11 protein-coding genes are annotated in these 20,462 nt (G+C 66.1%); 10 read left to right on the top strand and 1 reads right to left on the bottom strand.

Annotated elements, in window-relative coordinates; translation table 11 throughout:
• The first annotated feature begins 355 nt into the window (after positions 1-355).
• Positions 356-3,895: a carboxypeptidase-like regulatory domain-containing protein gene (locus QHF84_RS06820; protein ID WP_281312372.1), complete on the top strand. Its 3,540-nt coding sequence runs from the start codon at positions 356-358 to the stop codon at positions 3,893-3,895.
• Positions 3,896-3,907: 12 nt separating this feature from the next.
• Positions 3,908-6,460 (top strand): hypothetical protein, encoded by a 2,553-nt coding sequence (locus QHF84_RS06815; protein ID WP_281312371.1) that lies wholly within the window; start codon positions 3,908-3,910, stop codon positions 6,458-6,460.
• A gap of 153 nt (positions 6,461-6,613) precedes the next feature.
• Here QHF84_RS06815 and QHF84_RS06810 read toward each other — a convergent pair whose 3' ends face one another.
• A complete protein-coding gene (locus QHF84_RS06810) occupies positions 6,614-8,074 on the bottom strand; it encodes a rhomboid family intramembrane serine protease (protein WP_281312370.1) in 1,461 nt (486 codons plus the stop codon).
• A gap of 668 nt (positions 8,075-8,742) precedes the next feature.
• Between QHF84_RS06810 and QHF84_RS06805 the strand changes: the two genes are divergently transcribed.
• The 8 genes from QHF84_RS06805 (at position 8,743) to QHF84_RS06770 (ending at position 20,366) form a co-directional block, all read left to right on the top strand.
• Positions 8,743-12,804, top strand: coding sequence for an amino acid adenylation domain-containing protein (locus QHF84_RS06805; protein ID WP_348652849.1), 4,062 nt, complete (start codon positions 8,743-8,745; stop codon positions 12,802-12,804).
• Positions 12,805-12,824: 20 nt separating this feature from the next.
• The gene (locus QHF84_RS06800; protein ID WP_281312368.1) at positions 12,825-13,781 is read left to right on the top strand and encodes a pseudouridine-5'-phosphate glycosidase; all 957 of its coding nucleotides are present in this window, start codon (positions 12,825-12,827) and stop codon (positions 13,779-13,781) included.
• 23 nt (positions 13,782-13,804) lie between these two features.
• Positions 13,805-14,476, top strand: coding sequence for an HAD family hydrolase (locus tag QHF84_RS06795; RefSeq protein ID WP_281312367.1), 672 nt, complete (start codon positions 13,805-13,807; stop codon positions 14,474-14,476).
• Between the two features lie 15 nt (positions 14,477-14,491).
• Positions 14,492-14,959 carry a DMT family transporter gene (locus QHF84_RS06790; protein ID WP_281312366.1) on the top strand — a complete coding sequence of 156 codons (468 nt, stop codon included), beginning with the start codon at positions 14,492-14,494 and terminating at the stop codon, positions 14,957-14,959.
• A gap of 3 nt (positions 14,960-14,962) precedes the next feature.
• Positions 14,963-15,412, top strand: a complete 450-nt coding sequence (locus QHF84_RS06785) for a DMT family transporter (RefSeq protein WP_281312365.1) — start codon at positions 14,963-14,965, stop codon at positions 15,410-15,412.
• Complete coding sequence (gene upp / locus QHF84_RS06780) at positions 15,405-16,097, top strand: uracil phosphoribosyltransferase (RefSeq protein WP_281312364.1); 693 nt, start codon at positions 15,405-15,407, stop codon at positions 16,095-16,097. The genes QHF84_RS06785 and upp overlap by 8 nt, the downstream gene beginning before the upstream one ends.
• Before the next feature lie 37 nt (positions 16,098-16,134).
• Positions 16,135-17,445 carry a hypothetical protein gene (locus QHF84_RS06775; RefSeq protein ID WP_281312363.1) on the top strand — a complete coding sequence of 437 codons (1,311 nt, stop codon included), beginning with the start codon at positions 16,135-16,137 and terminating at the stop codon, positions 17,443-17,445.
• A gap of 584 nt (positions 17,446-18,029) precedes the next feature.
• Positions 18,030-20,366, top strand: a complete 2,337-nt coding sequence (locus QHF84_RS06770; RefSeq protein WP_281312362.1) for a hypothetical protein — start codon at positions 18,030-18,032, stop codon at positions 20,364-20,366.
• Positions 20,367-20,462 lie beyond the last annotated feature (96 nt).

Genomic DNA, 20,462 nt, shown 5'->3' with positions numbered 1-20,462 from the left:
CCCGTCCAAGATGTTGGGGCCAGCGGCGCCTGAAATCGACGCCCAGAGGCCTGATGTTGAAGAAAGCCGATAAGTATCCGCGGGGGGCGGCGGCGAGGGGCTACGCTACACGGAATCGTGGTGCGACGCAATCACCAAACAGCTTTTTGTCGTTTGTTGAATTTCGAATGCCGAGACCTTGACGTGCCATCCTAAATTCGTCAATGTGCGGGCTCAATATGCGACCTCACCGGTCTCGCGTAAATCGAACGCCAGCATATTCTTATCGCCTCGGTATCGATAACTTACCCATCGTCCGTAACGTAGCGTCATTCGTGGCCTCCTCCACGAAACCGCTGTTACGAGGAGTCACCCTGTGACCGTCGTCAACGAGGTCTTCAGCGTCGTCTCGTGGATCTTCGGAGTCGCAGATCCGAGGAAGCTCATCACCGGGCGTGTGATCGATCCGATCGGCGTGCCGCTCGTGGGGGCTTCGGTGCGAATGCTCGCGACCGGCGCCTTCAGCGGCAGTGAGCTTTCGGTGACGAAGACCGACGACGAGGGGCGCTTCGAGCTCGAGGGAGCTGCCGCCCCGGCCGAGTACATCATCATTATAGAGGCGCGGGAGGGGGAGAGCCGCATCGTCGAGATGCGCCGCCCTCCATTCTCGCTCGGCGACGTGCAGCTCCCCGTGCCATTCCGCCTGACGGCCTCGGTCGGGGACGGTGGTGACAACAGAGCCCATGACGTGCGCCGCGTGCAGGATCGGCTCCATCGGCTCGGCCGCCTCACCGACGCCGACGTCGCGGCGGAGCCGATCAACCTCGCGGCCTCACCGCCCATGCAGCCAGGACCGCGCCTGCTCGCCGCGCTCGCGGAGCATTTCACCGCGTCGTTCGGGCGCCCACTGCCTTCGATCCGTGTGGAGCCCAAAGGCCCGACCGCCGCGGCCCTCGCAATGGATCCACCGTTTCCTCTCATCCATATCGGCCTGAGCTCGGCGGTGGGTGACCTCCCCGATGCCGACGCCTCCGTCCCCCGCAACGAGCCCGCGTCCTTTGCCGCCGTGCAGGAGCGGCTGCAGCAGCTCGGGCGGCTCTCCCGCGTCCAGCATGTCGCGGAGTACACGGATATTACCGCTGCGGGCCCGGTGGCCCTCGCGACCAAGCCGCAGACGACGGCCGCGATTGTGGCCTTCGAAAGGGACGTGGCGGGCGGATCCTTGCGCGCCATCGTCCCCGGCGCGCGGAACGAACATCTGCTGAATGACCCCTTCGTCTTCGGGCGGCAGCCGCTCCCGCTCACCGCGAGCGTGGGCACCCAGGGCCAAAATCGCCCCGCCGACGTGCGCCGCGTGCAGGACGGGCTGCATCGGCTCGGGTTTCTATCGGACGCCGATCATCAGGCGGAGCGCGCGGTGGTCGCCGCCGCGGGCGAGAACGGCCGCGTCGCCGACACGAGCATCCCACAGACCCGCGCAGCCATTTCGGCCCTGCGCGAGTCGCGGCTCGGCGAGCCCTCGCCCGCTCCATCGCTGGTCGACCCGGTGGATTCTGCGCTGCGGCGCTTGAATCGCCCGCCGCGGCTCGAGCTCACCGGCATGGTCGGGTGGGGTCCATCCATGGCGGCTGCGAATCGACCGCCCGACGTCCGCCGGCTGCAGGAGCGCCTTCTGCTTCTTGGCTTCCTTTCACAGGCCGATTTCGACGCGGAGCGAGCCGATCCCTACGCGACCGAGCGGATCGACCAGGCGGACGTCGTGCACACGGCCGTCGCGCTGGCGCTCGTCTCCGAGCAACGGGGCCCGCTCGTGTTGACCAGCTCGGTCGGCGCCGGCGCCGTGAACGCGCGCGCCGACGTTCGTGCCGTGCAGGATCGGTTGCGTGGTCTGCGTTTTCTCGCCGAGGCGGATTATCAGAGCGAGGTTGTCGACCTCGAAGGCGCGGGCCCATTGGACGTGACCACGCTCGTGGCGACGTTCGCGGCGATCGAGCAACTTCGGCGGCGCGTCTTCGAGCTCCCGCCCGCCGCGGACCTCAGCCCCTGGACGGCGCAGCGGATCATCGAGCCCGGGGACGAGACGCATCAGCTCCTCGTCGATCCGCTCCATTTTGGCCGGCATCCGTTGCATCTCAAAGGATCCGTCGGCACATACGGGTGGAACTTTCCGGCCGACGTGCGCGCGCTCCAGGAGCGGCTGCATGTGATGCGGCTCCTTGCCGATGCGGACTTCGAAGCCGAGGCCGTGGATCCCGCGCGTGCCGGCCGGATCAGCGATGCAGCGCTCGTGGCGACGCGCAAGGCGATTCAGCGCTTCCGTGCGTCGCTGCTCGGCGAGGCCGCGCCCGTGCTCGAGCGGGTGGAGGCGCGGAGCCCCGAGCTCGTCGCTTTGGAGGATCGCTTGGGCGCCCTGCGTACGCCCATCGAGCTCGTCGATTCCGTGGGGTACGATGGAAACAATGCTCCGGAAGACGCTCGGCAAATCCAGCGGCGCCTGCATGGGCTCGGCTTCCTCGCCGACGAGGACTTCGACTTCGAATCGAGGGTCGTGCCCGACGCGGAGGAGACGCGTCTCCACGACCATCAGATCGCGCACACGATCGCGGCGATCGCAGATTGGCAGGCGTTGATGCTCGGCGCGCCGCAGGAGCCACGCGTCGCGCCGTTCTCGGAGACGCTCCATTCGCTCATCTGGCCGGTGATCCCGCGCAGCGTGCAGCTCACGCTCGGCGCGGACGTCGGCACCACCGGGGTCAACGCGCGCGCCGACGTGCGCCGCGTGCAGGACCGGCTGTTCGAGCTCGGCCTGCTCGGCGGCGTCGATTACTTCGTCGAGCGGGTCGATCCGTCTGTGGGTGGGTCCGCGCCCGTGGCCACGCTCCCGACGACGATCGCGGCGATCGGGCGGCTTCAGCAGACCCTCGCCGGCCTCGCGGCGCGGGCGCCCGACTTCCTCATCAATCCAGGCGCGGGCGGCCGGGCCCGGCGCATCCTCGAGGATCCGGCATTCTCCACGCCCACCGCACCGAACCCGAACTGCGTGCTCGTTTCCGCGGGGCCACTGCGACCCACCTTCGCGGACGCGGACTTGACGCGGCTCATTCGCGCGATCGAGGCGGTGGAGGGAGGCGTCTCGACCGGGGAGATTCCGGCGATCCTGCGCAATGCGTCCAGCACGCCCGCTTCGTGGGGCTCGGCGCAGGTGGTCGGCAGCAAGGCGCTCGATACGCTCCTCGGCTCGCCGAACTTCGCCACTTATTACGGCCTCGACGCCGCCCGCCTGCATGCGCTGCGTGACAGGGCGGTGGCGACAGCGGCAAGATTCGAGGAGATCACCGATGCGGTCGCCGTGAATACGACCGACGCCGCGCTGAAGACACAGATCGCGACCTACGTGACGAACCACGCGGCGGCGGTGCGCGCCACGACCGGCCTCGGGCCCGACGACATCGAAGGGATGTTTCGGGCCGGGCAGCTACGCCGGCACCTCACGGCGCTCGGACCGGGCGGGAACGAGGCGGTGCTCTTCAATCGAACGACCCACCCCCACGCCGCGGACAACCTCGCCCGTCTCCGCCTCGCGCAATCGGACGTTGGTACGTACTTGCGCAACCCTGGCTACTTCGAGGAGCACAAACAAGGCTTCGTCACGCGCTGCATTTTCTTGACGCCGGACGGCCAGCGCCTCCGCAATGCGTTGACCGACGACACCGGATTCAAGATCGGGCGCTACGCGATCCGGAGCAACTGGAACTCGACCGCCGGCCTCGGGCTGGGTGCGCGGGACCGAGCCCAGATCACGGCATACATGCACAATCATGGCGGTAGCGCCGCCGCCCTGGCTGGCGACCTCGCGAACGTCGCCGCGGACAGCTACGTACAGCGCGTGATGAACCGCTACGACGCGCTGCCCTGAGAGGAGACCGGAATGTCACCGAACTTCCCGCAAGTGCTCGAAGCGCTCGGCGTCCTGGCAGCGTTGCCGGCGTCCGAGACCGACGACATGGCCAAGCTCCTCCAGCAGTGGAAGAGCTACTTCCAGTCGGCGCCGAACGTCACCGTGACCCCGGCGCAGCTATCGGCCTGGTCCACCCTGCTGACGAATTTGATGGCCGCGCCGGATCGTCCGCAGGAGCTCGAGCTGATCGAGACGGCTTGTGAGAACCCGCTGCTCGGGCTCTCGCTCATCCTCGCGTCCATGCCGGGCACGGCGAAGCGGCAAGCGCAGCGGTGGTGGAACCTCCATTTTGCGGAGCAAAGCTCCCCGGAGCGCGGCAGCGACGGCACCCCGATCGTGTGGAAGATCAAAGACGGCACGACGGCCGATTGGACGGTCAAGACGCTCCCGCCGCCGTCGCCGGGGTCGGGGCCGGGGACGGCGAGGAAGTATCTCATCTTCAGTGACGTGCATCGCGACGCCGCGACCGACGACAAGGGGCTCTTCCAGTCGGGATCCATCGACCATTTCAAGCGCAATGCGCAGCTCTACCAGCGCATCCTGGACTACGCCATCACGAACGGGTACACGGTCATCGAGGGAGGGGACTGCGAGGAGCTCTGGTTCATTCGCAGCATCCAGGAATACCCCCGCAAGAGCGACGGCTCGCTCGACATCGCGGCGAAGCTCAGTGAAATCGTCAGCACTCACCCCACCATCTTCGAACGGCTGCGCACGCTCCACAAGCAGGGGCGTTATTTCCGCACGTACGGCAATCACGACTCTTACCTGAGAAAAGCCGGCACCGACGACTCCGTCTGGCAAGTGCTCAAGACGGAGATGGAGAAAAACAACTCCGGCCCCTTCCAGCTCTACGACGCTTTCGTCATCGACGGCGTCAAGACGATGATGGAGCAAGGCATCGCCGACGTGCTCACGGACGCGGCGAAGCTCCTCCTCGGCCAGAAGACCAAGGAGCAGCTACGCGACAACCTGCTCATCGGGCGCCTCGGCCTCGATGCCGGCGCCTACACCGAGAAATGCCGCATGCTGGTGTGCCACGGCCATCAGTTCGACCCCTGGAACTCGGCGAACAACCAGATTCTGGGGCAGCTCATCTCCAATACCGTGGCGACCTACGTCGACAAGAAGATGGATCCGTTCCTGGATTTGCGTGGGTTTGCCTGGAACGGCAACCCGCTCCTCGAATTCGACGACCTCTTCTCGCGCTGGCCGGTCTTCGACTCCTGGCCCGCGCGGAGCTCGGCGGTGCGCTTCGCCCATCAGGTGCAGCATACGCCGAACGAGCAGCGGGTGCTCCTCGACAACATCATGTTCTATGAGAGCGTCGCGGCCCTGTATGGCACCTTCGGCATCGCGCTGAACTACTGGGACCCGGTGCGCGACCAGGAGATCACGCCGGCCCAGAGCCGGGCCGAGCTCAACCTGTTCTCGCCCTTCGGGATCGCGGAGTACCTGAAGCGCCATCACCTCCATCACATCTGCATCGGTCACACGCACAACCCGCATAGCCAGCCGCATTTCACGCTGGACAACATCGCGGCCCTGGTGCCTCCCCTGTGGCTGGTGATCAAAACGATCCAGCTCGTCACTCCCGACATTGTCGAGCCGCAGTTCAAGACGACGTATTTCAACAGCGGTACGGTCGGGTGGATGGAGGGCGTGGTCTGGGCCATCGAGATCGACACGACGGGCCAGGCGCGCCTCGTGTACTGGACGGACAAGAGCGCGGAGCCCGAATACATGGATTGGGAGCTCGAAGTGCTCCCGCAGGAGGTGAAAGACCTCATCCTCCAGGGGGCGACCACCGCGCTCGGCGCGGCGTTGCCGGACATCGAGACGCCTGTCCAGACCGTCTACAACGCCCTGAAGCAACGTCTGGCGGAGTTGAACGTCTCGCCGGACGCGATGAACAAGGCGATCAAGAAGGCCGCCCAGTTCCCGGTCTATTCCCTGGCGCTCGCGCTCATGCAGCACCCGGAGCAGCTCTTCCGGTATCGTGAGCTCCAGGAGGCGCCGGGCGCGCTGAAGAGGAGCGTGAAGCAGCTCCAGGAGCAGTACGAGCGATTGCGTGATTACTCGCTCGACGTGTGGTTCTCCCTCAAGCGGCGGTACCTCAGCGGCTTCGCGTCGGACAGCGAGACCGAGACGTGCGTCATCCGCGCTCCGATCCCCGAAGCGGCCCGGAAAAACCTGGAGCGATTCAAGCGCATCTTGAAGACGATGAACATGACCGAGGACCAGGCGCTCCATTACGCGGGGCTCGCCCTGGCGATCTTCGACCAGCTCCCGCGCAACCTGCCGTTTTTCTCCACCGTCACGGAGCCGCAGAACCCCGACGCCCGCCTCCACGACTCCGAAACGCCGGTCCTGCACGCGCTGCTCGGGACCCTTTGGATGTACCCACCTGCGGGACAGACCGTCAAAATCGGGGACGTCGCGCTGCAATCGAAGTTCGCGCTCGAGGGGGGACACGTGAGCCTCACGGTCACGCTGTCGAAGGCCCCCGGAGGGGTCTCCTGAGCCACGGGATTGCCCGCTCGACGACGGCTTCGGAGAATGACAATGGCTCTCTACGCAACTTGGACTATTACTCGTTGCATTACTGAAGCTACGGCGGCTGCGAGGTAAAGGACGACACGTACCGCGCATCCTTGACCCCCCGACAACCCCGCGTCATGAAGCAACACGCCCGGACTTTGCGGGCTCGCGTTTGTCGAGCGCCTCGAGCTCGACGAGGGCCGCGTCATCGAGCTCCTTCGTCGAAAAAGGCGACTCGCGCGCCGCGGTAAAGAGCGCGCGCGCCTCCTCGATCGCCCCGAGCCGCGCGGCGATTTTTGCGTGCGCGATCATCGCCTTCACGGCCAAGAGGGTCTCTGCGTTTTTCCGGTGCACTCCCTCGTACGCGTCCGTCGCGTCGCGCGGAAAACCGGCGCCATCGAGCGTCTGTCCCATCTGCATGAGCGCCGTGGCAGGCAGATCGAGGAGCCGCTTCTCGGTGCGCACCTCGCGGAAGAGCGCGATCGCCCCATCGGTCTGGCCCGTGCGCACGTAGAGCTGCATGAGCCGAGCGTAGGCCGCCATCTCGCGCGCGCTCTGGCCGAGCGTTTTCGTGGCCCGCAGGATCTCGAGTTGCACGTCGATATTCGAAGGCATCTCAGCGTGGAGCTCGTCGAGGAGCGCGAGCGCCTCGGCGGCGCGGCCTTGCGTGATGAGGTCCGAGGCCTCGACGATGCGTGGATCCTGCACCGTCGTCACGCTCTGTTCGACGGCTTCGTCGAGCTTCTTCTCGATGCCGCTCGAGCGCAGGGCCCCTGCGACGACGACGCCGAATACGAAGCCTCCTACGTGCGCCGCGTAGGCGACGCCGTCGCCCGGCGCGAGCATCAAGTAGGCGACCTGCGAGGCGAGCCAGAGCGGGAGCATGATGAACGCAGGCGCCGTGAAGAAGATGGGGCGCAGGCGGACGAAGGCGACGAAGCCGATGCGCGTCCTGGCAAACGCAACGAGAAACGCGCCCATGGCGCCGGCGATGGCGCCCGAAGCGCCGATGAGGGGGGCGTTTGGCGAGCCTCCCGAGAATTTATGCGCGAGCGCGGCGACGACGCCTGCCGCGACATAAAACGGGCCGTAGACGGCGCGGCCCCATCGGTCCTCCATGTTGCAGCCGCAGAGCCAGAGGAACCAGAGATTGAACAAGAGATGCAGCCAGCCGCCGTGGAGGAACTGGTGCGTCACGAGCCCGAGCACGTCCCCGCGCGCGGGCACGTAGCCGAAACGGCGCGTGGGGAATGCGTCGATCGTCTTCTGCACGGAGAGGCCGAGCGCATCGAAGTACTGCTGCTGCCGCGCCAACGCTTCCTCGTCGTCCGGGGCCTTTTCGGGGCGCGGTTTTTCGCCGAACAGCGGGAGCTGCGCGTATCCGACGATTTCGTCGAGCGGCGGGCGCGTCTCCAGATACGGGTGCGCGGCGTGGTAGGTGAGGGCTTGCGAGACGAGCGCGTTGAGGTTCTGCGCCTGCGAGCGCTCCGTGGCGGCGACGATGGAATGGACCACGAAGCAGAGCGCGACGATGACGAGGGTGACGACGGGCCACCGCCGCGCCTCCATGTTTTCGTGGGTGATGGGGAGGATCATCGTTTAGGCCGTGTGCCTCGTGACCGGAGGGTCATACGCAAGCCCACGCTCATGCGATCGGTCGTCCTGACGCTTCCGCGTGCTGCTGCGCCTGAAATCCCCGCGCTCTCGAGGAGTCTGTCCGATCGGATGCATGGTCTGCGCGAACGCGACACCGAGGGTACGTCGACGACGGGCACGTAGGCAAACAAACCAGGGGTTCGGCCTCCCCGGCGCCTGGCAAGCTTCCCGTGACCGGGCTGATTGATACTGCCATTCCATGCTGCCATCCGCCTGGCGGCCTCGACCCACGCAGCCGAATGCTCGGCATGCCCGGCGGCAACAGCCCTGGGAAAGCAACGTCTTGCTTGGCGGCGTCGCGTGGGCACGCAACGTCTTGCGCGACGGCCTCTCGCCGCGCGCCTGCATCACCAGCACGTCGCGCCGGAGAGGGCGCGAAAAACAGCCCGCAATTGCGTCCTCGTGGCGAGCACACGCGACCATTGCGCGGCGTGGCACGTGGCCTGCTGTGAGGCGCCGTCGACCGGGGATCGCGACGAGCGCCGGCCAGGTCCGCGGCATTTCCGAAAGAGATGACGATGAGCAACATCATGAACCGTTCGCCCCGCGCTCATGAAGTCGCGTGGGGGCAAACCGTGCTGCCCGCCGACACCGAGTTTTCCGCAGGTATGTGCCTCCCCAATCTGCTCCGGGAGCATACCCGGGCGCAGCCGGGCTGCACGGCCGTGGTCCACGAGAACGAAAGCCTGACCTACCACGAGCTCGCGACGAGGAGCGCGGACCTGGCGAGGTATCTGCGGCACCTCGGCGTGGCGCCCGACGACTGCATCGGCCTGTTCGTCGAGCCATCGATGGACCTGATGGTGGGGGCCTGGGGAATCGTGCTCTCCGGCGGCGCCTACCTGCCGCTCTCGCCGGAATACCCTGAAGATCGGCTGCGCTTCATGCTCGAGGACAGTTGCGCGAAGGTGATTTTCTCCCAGGAAGGGCTCGTGGAGCGATTGACGGACCTCGCCCCGCGGGGAACGCGGATCGTCACCCTGAAGGAGGCGGCAGCATTCCAGGCGAATGAAATGGTGAGCGAACGTGCACTCGACCCGGGCCCGCGCCCGCACGACCTGGCCTACGTCATTTACACGTCCGGGAGCACGGGCAAGCCGAAGGGCGTGATGATCGAGCACCGTAGCATCGTCAACCAGATGCGCTGGCTTCGGACGATCTACGGGCTGGATCGGAGGCGCGTCGTCCTGCAGAAGACGCCCATGAGCTTCGACGCCGCGCAATGGGAGATCCTGGCCCCCGCCTGCGGCGCCACCGTCGTCGTGGGCAGCCCCGGCGTGTACCGGGACCCCGAGAGGCTGATCGAAACCATCCAAAGGCATCACGTGACGACCCTGCAATGCGTCCCGACGTTGCTCCAGGCGCTCCTGGATACCGAGGAGTTCCGCCATTGCGACTCGCTCACGCAGGTCTTCAGCGGTGGAGAAGCCCTCTCGAAGGGCCTCGCGCTCCGCTTCTTCGAAGCGCTGCCCGCATGCGAGCTGATCAACCTGTACGGCCCGACCGAATGCACCATCAACTCGTCCGCCTGCACCGTCGATTGCAGCACCCTTCGCGACGGCCCCGGCACGATATCCATCGGCGTCCCGGTGCGCGATACACGGTACCATATCCTCGACGAGCTTCTCTCCCCCAGGGCCGTGGGCGAGGTCGGCGAGTTGTACATCGGCGGAGCTCAGCTCGCCCGAGGTTACCTGCACCGGCCCGACCTGACCGCAGAACGATTCATCGACGACCCGTTCGTGTCGAATGACCAGCGTGGCAAGCTCTACAAGACAGGCGACCTGGCGTATTGGAACGCGGACGGCACCGTCCAGTTCGCCGGCCGGGTCGACAACCAGATCAAGCTTCGTGGATTCCGGGTCGAGCTCGACGAGATCAGGTTGACCATCGAGAACCATGATTGGGTCAAGAACGCGTCGGTCATCGTCAAGGAGAGTCCCCGCACGGGATTTCAGAACCTGATTGCCTTCGTCGAGCTGAACCCGAAAGAGGCGGCCTTGATGGACCAGGGCAATCACGGCGCTCACCACCAATCGAAGGAGAGCAAACTCCAGGTCCGGGCGCAGCTCTCGAACATGGGGTGCCGGGACCCCTGGGAGCTCGACGGCAAGCAGGCCTTCGACCTGCCCGGCCGGCTGCCTTCACCGGCGCAAAGGCGGCAGGTGTTTGCTCGCAAGACCTACCGGTTCTTCGAGGGCGGCGACGTCACGAAGGCCGATGTCCTGCGCCTGCTCGGCCGGCAAATGCGTCCGCAGGCCGCGGGCGTCGGCCCCCGCAGCCCCGAGACGTTGAGCTTCGCCGAGCTCGGGGAGATGCTGCGATACTTCGGCCAGTACCTCAGCGAGGAACGGCTGCTGCCGAAGTACGGTTATGCGTCGCCCGGAGCCCTGTACGCGACGCAGATGTATTTCGAGCTCGACGGCGTCGGTGGCCTGGAGGCCGGGTACTACTATTACCACCCGGTTCACCATCAACTGGTGTTGATACGAGGAAAAACCCCCTCGGTGGCCCGGGCGAGGGTCCATTTCATCGGAAAGAAGCGGGCCATCCAGCCCACGTACAAGAACAACATTCGAGAGGTCTTGGAAATCGAGGCCGGGCACATGGTCGGGCTGTTCGAGGAGATCCTGCCCGGGTATGGGCTCGACATCCGGGCCCTCGAATATGCCCTCGCCACGAAGGATCATCTGCAGTGCGCGGACGAAGACGAATACCTCGGCACGTTCGAGCTCGTCCCGCGCTCCGCGACGCGCCCGAGCGACGCGATCGAGCTGTACGTCCAGGCCCACCCCGGCAAGGTCGCGGACCTGCCGGCAGGGCAATACGAGTACAGAGAGGGCGCCCTCGAGAAGGTCTCGGACGATCTCATCGAGAAGCGGCACGTCATTGCCATCAACCAGCGCGTCTACGAGAGGGCGAGCTTCGGGATCACCGTCCTCGGCAGGACGACCGAGGATTGGCTGCGGTACATCGACCTCGGCCGGACGCTCCACCACCTGCAGGCCAACGACATGAACTTCGGGTTCATGTCCTCGGGGTACAGCTCCAAGACCGGCAACGATTTGCCCTCGGCCAAGCGCATGGATGGCATTCTGAAGGCCTGTGGCAGGGCCCCGGGGCCTTCCTATTTTTTCGTCGGAGGCCGCATCAGCGAGGAGCAACGGCGCAGCGAAGGAATGAAGGAGGACGCTGTTCACATGAAGGGGCCCGCGGAGATGATCCGGGAGGATCTGAAAAACCTCCTGCCCGACTTCATGGTGCCGAACAAGGTCGTCGTGCTCGACGAACTGCCGCTCACCCCGAATGGCAAGATCGACGTGAAGGCACTCGACGGCGCCGAGGTGGAGCTCGTCGGCCGACCGTTCGTCGCGCCGCGAACGAAGACCGAGGCGCGACTCGCGGCGCTCTGGGTCGAGGTGATGCAGCAAGACACCATCTCCGTGCACGACGACTTCTTCCAGCTCGGAGGCAATTCGATCCTGGCCGTCGGGCTGGTCCACAAGATCAACAAGGCATTTCGGCTCTCGCTGCCGCTGCAGGTCCTGTTCCGGTCACCGACCATCGAGAAGCTCGCGCTCGAGGTCGACGGCCAGAACGTCAATGCCACGTCGCGACTGGTGCGGCTGCAGGCGAGAGGCGCGAACAACCCCATCTATTGCTGGCCGGGCCTCGGCGGTTACCCCATGAACCTGCGGTTGCTCGCCAGCAAGATGGGCGTCGACCAGCCCTTCTACGGCATGCAGGCGCATGGGATCAACGAGGGCGAGACGCCGTACGCCACCCTCGCGAACATGGCGGCGGCGGACATCGAGGCCATCAAGCGATTGCAGCCGGTGGGGCCGTATACGTTATGGGGCTATTCCTTCGGCGCACGGGTGGCCTTCGAAACGGCCCACCAGCTCGAGCGAGCTGGCGGGCGGGTGGAGCACCTGTTTTTGATCGCTCCAGGTTCGCCGAAGGTCGAGGCGAAGGGCGCGTCGACCCACGGCCGCGAGCCCGCCTACGACGACGAGGCCTATGTGACCATTCTGTTCTCGGTATTCGCAGGCAGCCTTGCCGACCCTGCGCTCGCCGAGTGCCTGGAGGTCGCCAGGGACGAAGAGAGCTTCGTGTCGTTCGTCTGCGAGAGATACATGAATCTCGATCGGGAGCTGGCGAAGAGGATCCTCCGGGTCGTCCGTCGGACGTACGGATTCGAGTACACCTCGGGCGAGTTTTCGGCGAGGCGGGTCGGCGCCCCCGTGACCATCTTCAAGGCCCGGGGGGACGAAGACTCGTTTCTGGAGAGCCCGGAAGGGTATTCGTCGGGCCCCCCGACGATCATCGAGCTCGAAACCGACCATTACGGCCTCCTGAAGGAGCCGGGCATCGACGAGCTGCTGGACATGATCCGCCGCGAAATCGCGCCCGAGAGCCATACCCGCGCAAGAAAGGAGATCCGCATGCCGCACGTGAACATCAAGCATTTCCCCGTGTCCCTCAGCCCGGAGCAGCAATCCGAGCTGATCGTCACGATCACCAGCGCCGTCCAGAAAGCATTCCGTTGCGACGAGGGTGCGATCTCGATCGCCCTCGAGCCGATCGAGAAGGCCCACTGGAACGAGCAGGTCTACGTGCCCCAGATCGTAGAGCGCAAAGCTCTGCTGTGCAAGATTCCCAAGTATTGATCCCCCTGCCGAGACGAGAAATGAAGCTGAGCCGCAATCGACGTGTGAATGTCCCGCTGGTGTTCAACGAGGAGGTTTCGGAGGCCATCCATGCCGGAGAGCCGGTGGTCGCGCTGGAGTCGAATGTCATCACCCACGGTTTGCCCTATCCGGAGAACGTGGCCACGGCCAGGAAGGTGGAGGAGGTTGTCAGGGCCGGCGGCGCAGTTCCGGCGACCATCGGCATCGAAGGCGGACGGCTCATGATTGGCATGACGGCGGCGGACATCGAACGTTTTGGTTCGACGCCGGGCATCCCCAAGGTCAGCAGCCGGGACATGTGCGTCCTCCTCGCGAAGGGGGGAATGGGCGCTACGACCGTGGCCTCTTCCCTGGTCGCCGCGGAGCTGGCGGGCATTCCCTTCTTCGCCTCGGCGGGCATCGGAGGCGTGCACCGGGGCGCAGCACGGACCATGGACATTTCCTCGGACCTGATCCAGTTCACCCGATCGAAGGTCGCGGTCGTTTGCGCAGGGGCAAAGAGCATCCTCGATCTGGCCTCGACCCTGGAGTACCTCGAGACGCATTGCGTTCCGGTGATCGCCTTCCAATCCGACGATTTTCCGGCATTCTATTGCGCTTCGAGCGGCATCCGCAGCCCACACAGGCTGGACGAGGAAGAGGATATCGCCCGGGCCATCGAGCACCATTGGGCGCTGGGCAACCGCGGCTCTGTCTTGATCACCAGCCCCATCCGGGAAAAAGACGCGATCGATGGCCGCGTGGTCGACGCGATCATGATGAAAGCGATGGCCGCCGCGGACAACGAGGGCGTCCGGGGGAACGCGCTCACCAAATACCTCATGCGCGCCGTCGACGAGGCGACGGAAGGCAGATCCGCCAAGGCAAACATGGCCGTCCTCGTGAGCACGGCCGAGGTGGCCAGTCGTCTGGCGGTCGCCCATGCGCAATACCGCCGGCAGCCGCGCTGCAAGTGACCTCCACATCCGAAGGAACCTCGATGAAATGTGTAGCCATCTTCGACCTGGACGGGACTCTCATCGACACGCCGCGCGCGATCGTGGCGACGTTCTCGACGGCCTTCGCGGCCATGGGTTTCGGGCCTCCGAGCGCCTCGACGATTCGAGCGACCATCGGGCTGCCGCTGGAGCAGGCCTTCAGCGAGCTGATGCGTGTCCCGCTGGACGACATGCGCGTCACTCATGGCATCACGCAATACCAGATCGCGTTTCGCGATATCGTCCTGCCTCATGCGGAGGCTCTGCTCATCCCCGGGGTCGCGGAAGGCCTGCCCGCGTTGCGTGACCAGGGATTGACCCTGGCCGTGGCGACGAGTAAGTTCCATGCGAGCGCCGATGCGCTCTTGAAAGCGGCGGGCCTGCGGAGCCACTTCGACGTGGTCGTCGGCGCCGATCAGGTCGCCCGGCCGAAGCCGGATCCCGAGATGGGGCAGCGAATCATGCGTACCCTGGGAGTCCCGGCCGAACGCGCGGTCATGGTCGGGGACACGACGCACGACGTATGGATGGCCCGGGCCGCCGGCATGCGCTCCGTCGCGGTCACCTATGGCGTGCACGGCGTGCAGGAGCTCTCGTCGTCGGGCCCGACGTGGGTGGTCGATACGTTCGAAGACGTGCTGAAATGCCTGCGGACGGGCCTTTTGCCCAATTGACGGTGGTCGATACCCATGATCGGACGCTCCAGAGATTGGCTCCTGGCATTCACGTCGGGGATCCTCCTCGCGTTGATGCTCAACTACAACGGCCTCCTGGCCAAACACACCATGCCGATCTTCGCGTCCTGGGCGGCGCATGGGCTGGGAGCCTTCGCGGCGTTCGTCCTCGTCGTGTCGTGCTCGCGGCTGCTGGGTCCTCCAAGCAAAGAGGCTCAGCCGCCCCCGAAGGCGCCCCTCTGGTATTATCTGGGCGGCGTCCCCGGAGCGTTCACGGTGATCCTGGCCGCGATCGCGGTGAACAGCAGCCTCGCGTTGTCCGGGACCATTGCCCTCATGCTGGTCGGGCAGGTGCTCTTCGGAATCGTGTCGGATCACTTCGGGCTGTTTCGCACCCCGAAGCGGCGCATCGTCGCCGCCGACTTCCTCGCGGCGCTGCTCGTGCTGGCGGGCAGCGTGCTCATCATCTTCGGCCGAGCGTGACCCATGGCGCTCTACATCATCCTCGCCCTCCTCAACGGCGTCGTGGTCGGCACGACCCGCGCGATCAACGGCCAGCTCAGCACGGTGCTCGGCCCATTCAAAGCGTCGTTCTGGAACCACATCGTCGGATTCGTGTTCCTGACCTTGATGCTTTTCGTCCTGGGGGGCTGGAAGTCCGGCGCCTCCGGCGCTCCGCTCTACGCATACCTCGGCGGTTTTTTCGGTGCGTTTTACGTGGCCATGTACAGCTACGTGTTACCCAGGCTCGGAGGCATGAAGGTCGCCCTGCTCGTGATCAGCGGCCAGATGATCTCCGCCGTCTTGATGGACTACCACAACCAGGACGTGCCCCCCACGGCGGCACGATTCCTCGGCGTCGTCATGGTGCTCTTCGGCATGCAAATGACCAGACGAGCACGTTCACCCGAAATGAAAGCGATTCACGATGATTGACATGTCAATTGCGCCCGTCATGCGGACGCGAGAGTACGTCGGGACGAAGAACGTACACCTGTTGCCCCAAACGAACCAGCTTCGCGCGCTGCACACGGTCATCCGCGACCGGAATGTGCGCCGGGAGGATTTCGTCTTCTACTCGGGGAGGATCATCCGCCTGCTGATCGAGGCGGGCCTGAATCTCCTCCCCTTCGATCCGTGCGAGGTCGAGACGCCCGTGGGCAAGACGTACGACGGCCTGCGCTTCGCCTCCCAGATCTGCGGGGTCTCCGTCGTGCGCGCGGGGGAGAGCATGGAGGCGGGGCTGCGCGCCGTCTGCGGCTCGATTCGTATCGGCAAGATCCTCATTCAGAGAGACAAGAGGACGAAGCTGCCGCACCTTTATTATTCATCTCTCCCCGAAGACATCGCGCGACGCCACGTCCTGCTTCTGGATCCCATGCTGGCCACGGGTGGGACCGCGCTCGCCGCCATCCAGGTCCTGCTCGAGAGGGGCGTCGCAGAAGAGAAGATCATCTTCATCAACCTGATCACGGCGCCCGAGGGCATTGCCGTCGTCGGCGAGCGTCACCCCGGCGTGAAGATCGTCACGTCGTCGATCGAAGAGCGCCTGAACGAGAACGCGTACATGGTGCCCGGCATTGGCGATTTCGGGGATCGGTACTTCGGGACCGATCCGTGACAGCCGGAAGGCGTTCCCGGCCCTGTCTCCTCTCCTGATGCGTCCGATCATCTGCCCGCTCCATTTCGTGCTGGAGCGCGGCGGGGCGCGTGGAGTAGCGTGGCACTCCGTGAACCGCTCGACGGCTCGTCGTCACGCTGTGATCGCTGCCGCGCTCTTCGTCGGCTGCGCCGGCCCGCAACCGCAAGAAAAGCACGCGAAGTCGCGGGACCTCCCGGCTGCTTCCACGGCCCCACCCGTCGCGGCGGCGCCAAGCGCGCGTTCCGCGCCGCCGCCGGGTAACCGTCTCGACGCCGAGGCTTCGCCGGCGGCGAGCAACCGTTTCGGCGCCGAGGCTCCGCCTCCGCCGAGCAAGGTCGAGGCCGAGGCGCTGGCCCGCGCCGCCGACGCTGCGGGGCCTCGCGTTCGTCTGTTCGCGCGGCCGAGCGGGCGGTTCACGCCCGAGGGGGCAGCGCTCGGATCACGCGGCGCGGGACCCTGGAAGCAGACGCCGTTTCTCGACCTCGCGATCGCCGAACGTCGCGAAGGCCGCATCCGCGTCGTGGTGGACGTCGAGGAAGAAGGCGAAGCAGGGCCGGAACCCACGGTCAAGGGCGTGGGGCATCTGATTCCGATCCTGCACACCTTCCGATTGCTCTTCTGGGTGGACGAAGCGAGCGTCGGCAAGGTGCTCGCGCGCGACGTGGAACTGCGCCCCGTCGCACGCGGCTCGGCTCGTCCGAAGGGTTGGGACGCGACCATATCGGTGCGCGTGGGGACCCCGTGCGAGCAGCGCGAGACGCGCGGCGACGAGGTGCTCATCGCCGTGCCGTTCCATGGTGGGACCATTTCGGGGTGGGTCGACCTCGCAGCGCTGGATGTCGTGTTCGATCCGGCGCGCGCTTCGGCCGCGTCGCGCGCGGAAACGAGGGGCAAGCGGCGATTCGTGGCTTCGGGCACGCTCCACATCGGCAAGGACGGCCCGGAGCTGGTCCGCATTCGCCACGCGGACGTCGTGCTGCGCGGCGGCGGCGCGTGGTCGCGCGTGGAGGTGTCGAACGGGGGCAAGCTCGTCGAGGGAAACGTCACGGTCAGCGCGTGGATCCAGAGCTCCGAGCTGGCCGAGCTGCCGCTCGGAGGGCCGGTACGTCCATTCGCATTGGAGGTGAGCGCGCTCGACGGTCGGAGCGACCTCCCCAGACGCTCGATCCCGAAGGGCACGCTGCTCCGTGATCCTGTCACACGGGCCGTCGTGGGCATCGCGATGAACGACGCGAAGCTCGCCGTGGACGCGGAGGGAGGACTGTGGGCCCCGACGGTCTGGGGTCCCGTCGCGGTCCTGGCGGAGGCGAGCGCAGCGGCTCCGTGACCTGCGAGAAACCCCCGGAATCATATCGACGCCGGCGGGAGCGCCATCCGGGCGTCGCCTCCTCGGCCATCGCCGCAGGCTCGCGAGCACATCCCTCGTGATGCGCAGGCCCGAGTTCCATTGAATGGTCGCTCGCCGATGTTTTTCAGCGAGCGCGCATATGGACACGCGCGGTCGCTTTTCTTACCAGGCTGCGTGTCGCTACATGTGGGCCAAACGTCCCCCCGGTAAATCAATTAACCATCTCGATCCCGACTGCGGCTTCTGATAGCGTGACGTTACGCCTGAAACAGGAGCACTTGAAGGTGAAGCGTACGGCATGGCTGGCGACCGCCCGATCACCGACGTCAACGGTGCTCCGTTCGGTGCGACGTGCAACATTCAGGATTGTCCGAGCGATTTCTTTTGCATCGGCCGAGACGGAAAACGCTGCGTCGATGAATGTGCGGACGACCGCGATTGTCCCACGGATTTCATCTGCAAAGACGTACAAATGAGAATCGCCTTCGCGGGACGAGGTCGTTCGTGCCCATAAGGGCGCCGCGTGGCCTCGAACGCATAGGCCCATGCTGGAGGAGGCACGCATGAAGCTCAGCAGACTCTTGTTCTCGGGGGTTGCACTTTTCCCCGCGCTGGCGCTCTCCACCGTCGCCGCGCGCGAAGCTCACGCCGAGGAGCGGACCTTTCCCGCCGGGAGCCTGATCATCCCCATGGATCAGGCCTACCAAACCGAGGGGATGTACCAGGCCTACGGGCTACTCTTTCACCTCCTCCGCGAGGGCGTGCCCGTTCATTGGGTGATCGAGCCCGACAAGGTCTGGCACGCCGCGGCCTGCAACACCGCCGGCGACCTGTGCGCGTGGGACTGCGCGGAGGAGGGCTCGGGGATGAAATGCCCGTACCCCACGGCGAGCCCCGATTTCTTCGCGGGCGCCCAGGTGGTCTGGGGCAGCCCCGCGAAAGGCGCCACGATCAAGAACCACGGCTACCGTGGCGGGCCCTTCGTCGTCGACGCGCTCCATCGCGACAAGGCGATCGAGATCGTCAACGCCTGGAACGATCAAAACCTGTGGGCTCAAAATCCGTGGGCGGACCGCGCCACGTTCCAGGTCGTGACGGTCCACGAGGCGACCGCGCCCTTCACCGCCGACTCCAAAAAGGAGCTGCTCGCCGCGCCGACCATCGCCGTCTTCGCCGACGGCAACGAGGACATCGCGACGGCGTATCTGCGGGCCGCGGGGATCAAGCAATCGAATGGAGCGGAGTTTCCGGCCGCCAAGTGCGGCGCGGGCACCTGCGGCCCCGGCACGGCGAACCCGGACCTGCTCACCGTGCCCAGCGTCATGGGAAACATGGGCACCTGCGATGCGCCGAACAAGAACCACAAGAATGGCGCCCTCTTCACGCCCGAGGGCCTGCCGGCCTACTGCCAGATCATGAGCATGCACTGGAACGTGGCCGACCGGGAGCTCGTGGAATGCGGCGGCGGGAACTGCCCGGCGACACCGGAGGAATGCGCCGGCAAGCCCATCACCTACCACGGCCACGAGGTCGTCGCCGAGGTCCGCTCGTTCCTCCAGTACCCGACCCATTTCTTCGCCGAGTGCCAGGCGGTCAACGCGTACGAGAATGCGGTGCCGAACCCCGCGTGGCCCTATCTCGACGATCCCGGGCGCATGGGCCATTTCCTCACGACGACCGGAACCCCGCCCCCCTGCCCTTGCAACCCCGGCCCCGACGAGGGCGACTTCCAATGCGTGGTCGACGGCTGCGGCCCCGGCAAGGACTGCTGCCTGCCGAACGACGCCAAGGAGAGAGGCGCCGGCTTCCTCATCGCGCCCTCGCCGAGCCCCTTCAAGGTGCTGCGCCCCGACGTGCCGTACATGCAATTCGACGGCTTCTTCTCGCCGGAGGGCGGGAGCGAGCCGGCCTATAACCTGAGCACGTACCTCGGGACCACGTACAAGAACGATCGCGACGTGACGTTCATCACGGCCACGGACGGGCCCGGCAAGGAGGACGTCTGGATGTCCGGGTACATGGACGGGACGTGTGACGTCGATCCGCCGCCGCCGCCTCCCAAGTTCACGGGCGACAAGGCGCCGCCGAAGAACTTCAACCCGGAAGAGTCGTGCGGCGGCAAGGTGAGCTACCTGGGCGGCCATTCGTATACCGGGAAGTCGGGGCAGCGCCTCTTCTTGAATGCCCTCTTCGAGGCGGATTGCACGAGCGCCAGCGGGCAACCGCGCATGGGACTTTCGCTCACCGGCGAGCTCGTCGTGGCGGCGCAGAGCCTGCCCGTCGAGCGCGGCTACGTGGTCGGTTACAAAAACGAGGGGAGCGGGCCGGCGCTCGACGCGGTCCTCCGCGCGCTCAATGCCGCGAGCGGCCTCGAGGTCGTCGACGCCAAGATGGGCACCGTCTCGGCCGAGGGCGGGAGCTGGGAGCTCGGCGCCATCAGCGGCACGATCGCGCAGCCGAATGATCCCGCGGCGTCGGGCTCACGCGACGCGACGCTGAAGTTCACCCAGTTCGGCGAACACGTGCTCAACCTGGACATCCGTTACAGGGTCGGCGTGTCGACCCTCTCGAGCACGATGAACGTCGCGATCCGCGTCCTCCTCGACACCGACGCCGACGGCGTGCCCGACGAGACCGATCCTTCGCCGAACGACCCCGCGTCGTGCGGCGACTCCGATATGGATGAATGCGACGATTGCAAGAGCGGCACGTTCGATCCCGCCAACGACGGGTGTGCACCTTCCGGCAATGGCGGGAGCGGCTCGTCGGGCGGCGCCTCGTCGGATCCGGCCGGCTGCGGCTGCCGTATCGGCCCGTCCAGCGCGAGCCCGGTCTTGCTGCTCGCGTTTTCACTCCTCGGCCTCGGCCTCGGCCGAAGGGCCCGGCGCCGCCCGCGCTGAGGCGCCCGCCTCCGCCTTCCCGTCCTCCGGCGGCCCTCGCCATCCCGAACCCTGAGCATGCGGCCACGTCCTCCTGTCGGCCGCCGAAGACGCGAT

The sequence above is a fragment of the Polyangium sp. y55x31 genome (assembly GCF_029946505.1).
Taxonomy (GTDB): domain Bacteria; phylum Myxococcota_A; class Polyangia; order Polyangiales; family Polyangiaceae; genus Polyangium.
Note: the sequence above shows the minus strand (reverse complement) of the source record. Positions and strands in the feature narration are given on the sequence as shown.

Bases quoted from the DNA above. Each gene is read 5' to 3' on its own strand.
- QHF84_RS06815 (WP_281312371.1), top strand. From the start codon at position 3,908: ATGTCACCGAACTTCCCGCAAGTGCTCGAAGCGCTCGGCGTCCTGGCA.
- QHF84_RS06810 (WP_281312370.1), bottom strand. From the start codon at position 8,074: ATGATCCTCCCCATCACCCACGAAAACATGGAGGCGCGGCGGTGGCCC.
- QHF84_RS06805 (WP_348652849.1), top strand. From the start codon at position 8,743: ATGTGCCTCCCCAATCTGCTCCGGGAGCATACCCGGGCGCAGCCGGGC.
- QHF84_RS06800 (WP_281312368.1), top strand. From the start codon at position 12,825: ATGAAGCTGAGCCGCAATCGACGTGTGAATGTCCCGCTGGTGTTCAAC.
- QHF84_RS06795 (WP_281312367.1), top strand. From the start codon at position 13,805: ATGAAATGTGTAGCCATCTTCGACCTGGACGGGACTCTCATCGACACG.
- QHF84_RS06790 (WP_281312366.1), top strand. From the start codon at position 14,492: ATGATCGGACGCTCCAGAGATTGGCTCCTGGCATTCACGTCGGGGATC.
- QHF84_RS06785 (WP_281312365.1), top strand. From the start codon at position 14,963: ATGGCGCTCTACATCATCCTCGCCCTCCTCAACGGCGTCGTGGTCGGC.
- upp (WP_281312364.1), top strand. From the start codon at position 15,405: ATGATTGACATGTCAATTGCGCCCGTCATGCGGACGCGAGAGTACGTC.
- QHF84_RS06775 (WP_281312363.1), top strand. From the start codon at position 16,135: ATGCGTCCGATCATCTGCCCGCTCCATTTCGTGCTGGAGCGCGGCGGG.
- QHF84_RS06770 (WP_281312362.1), top strand. From the start codon at position 18,030: ATGAAGCTCAGCAGACTCTTGTTCTCGGGGGTTGCACTTTTCCCCGCG.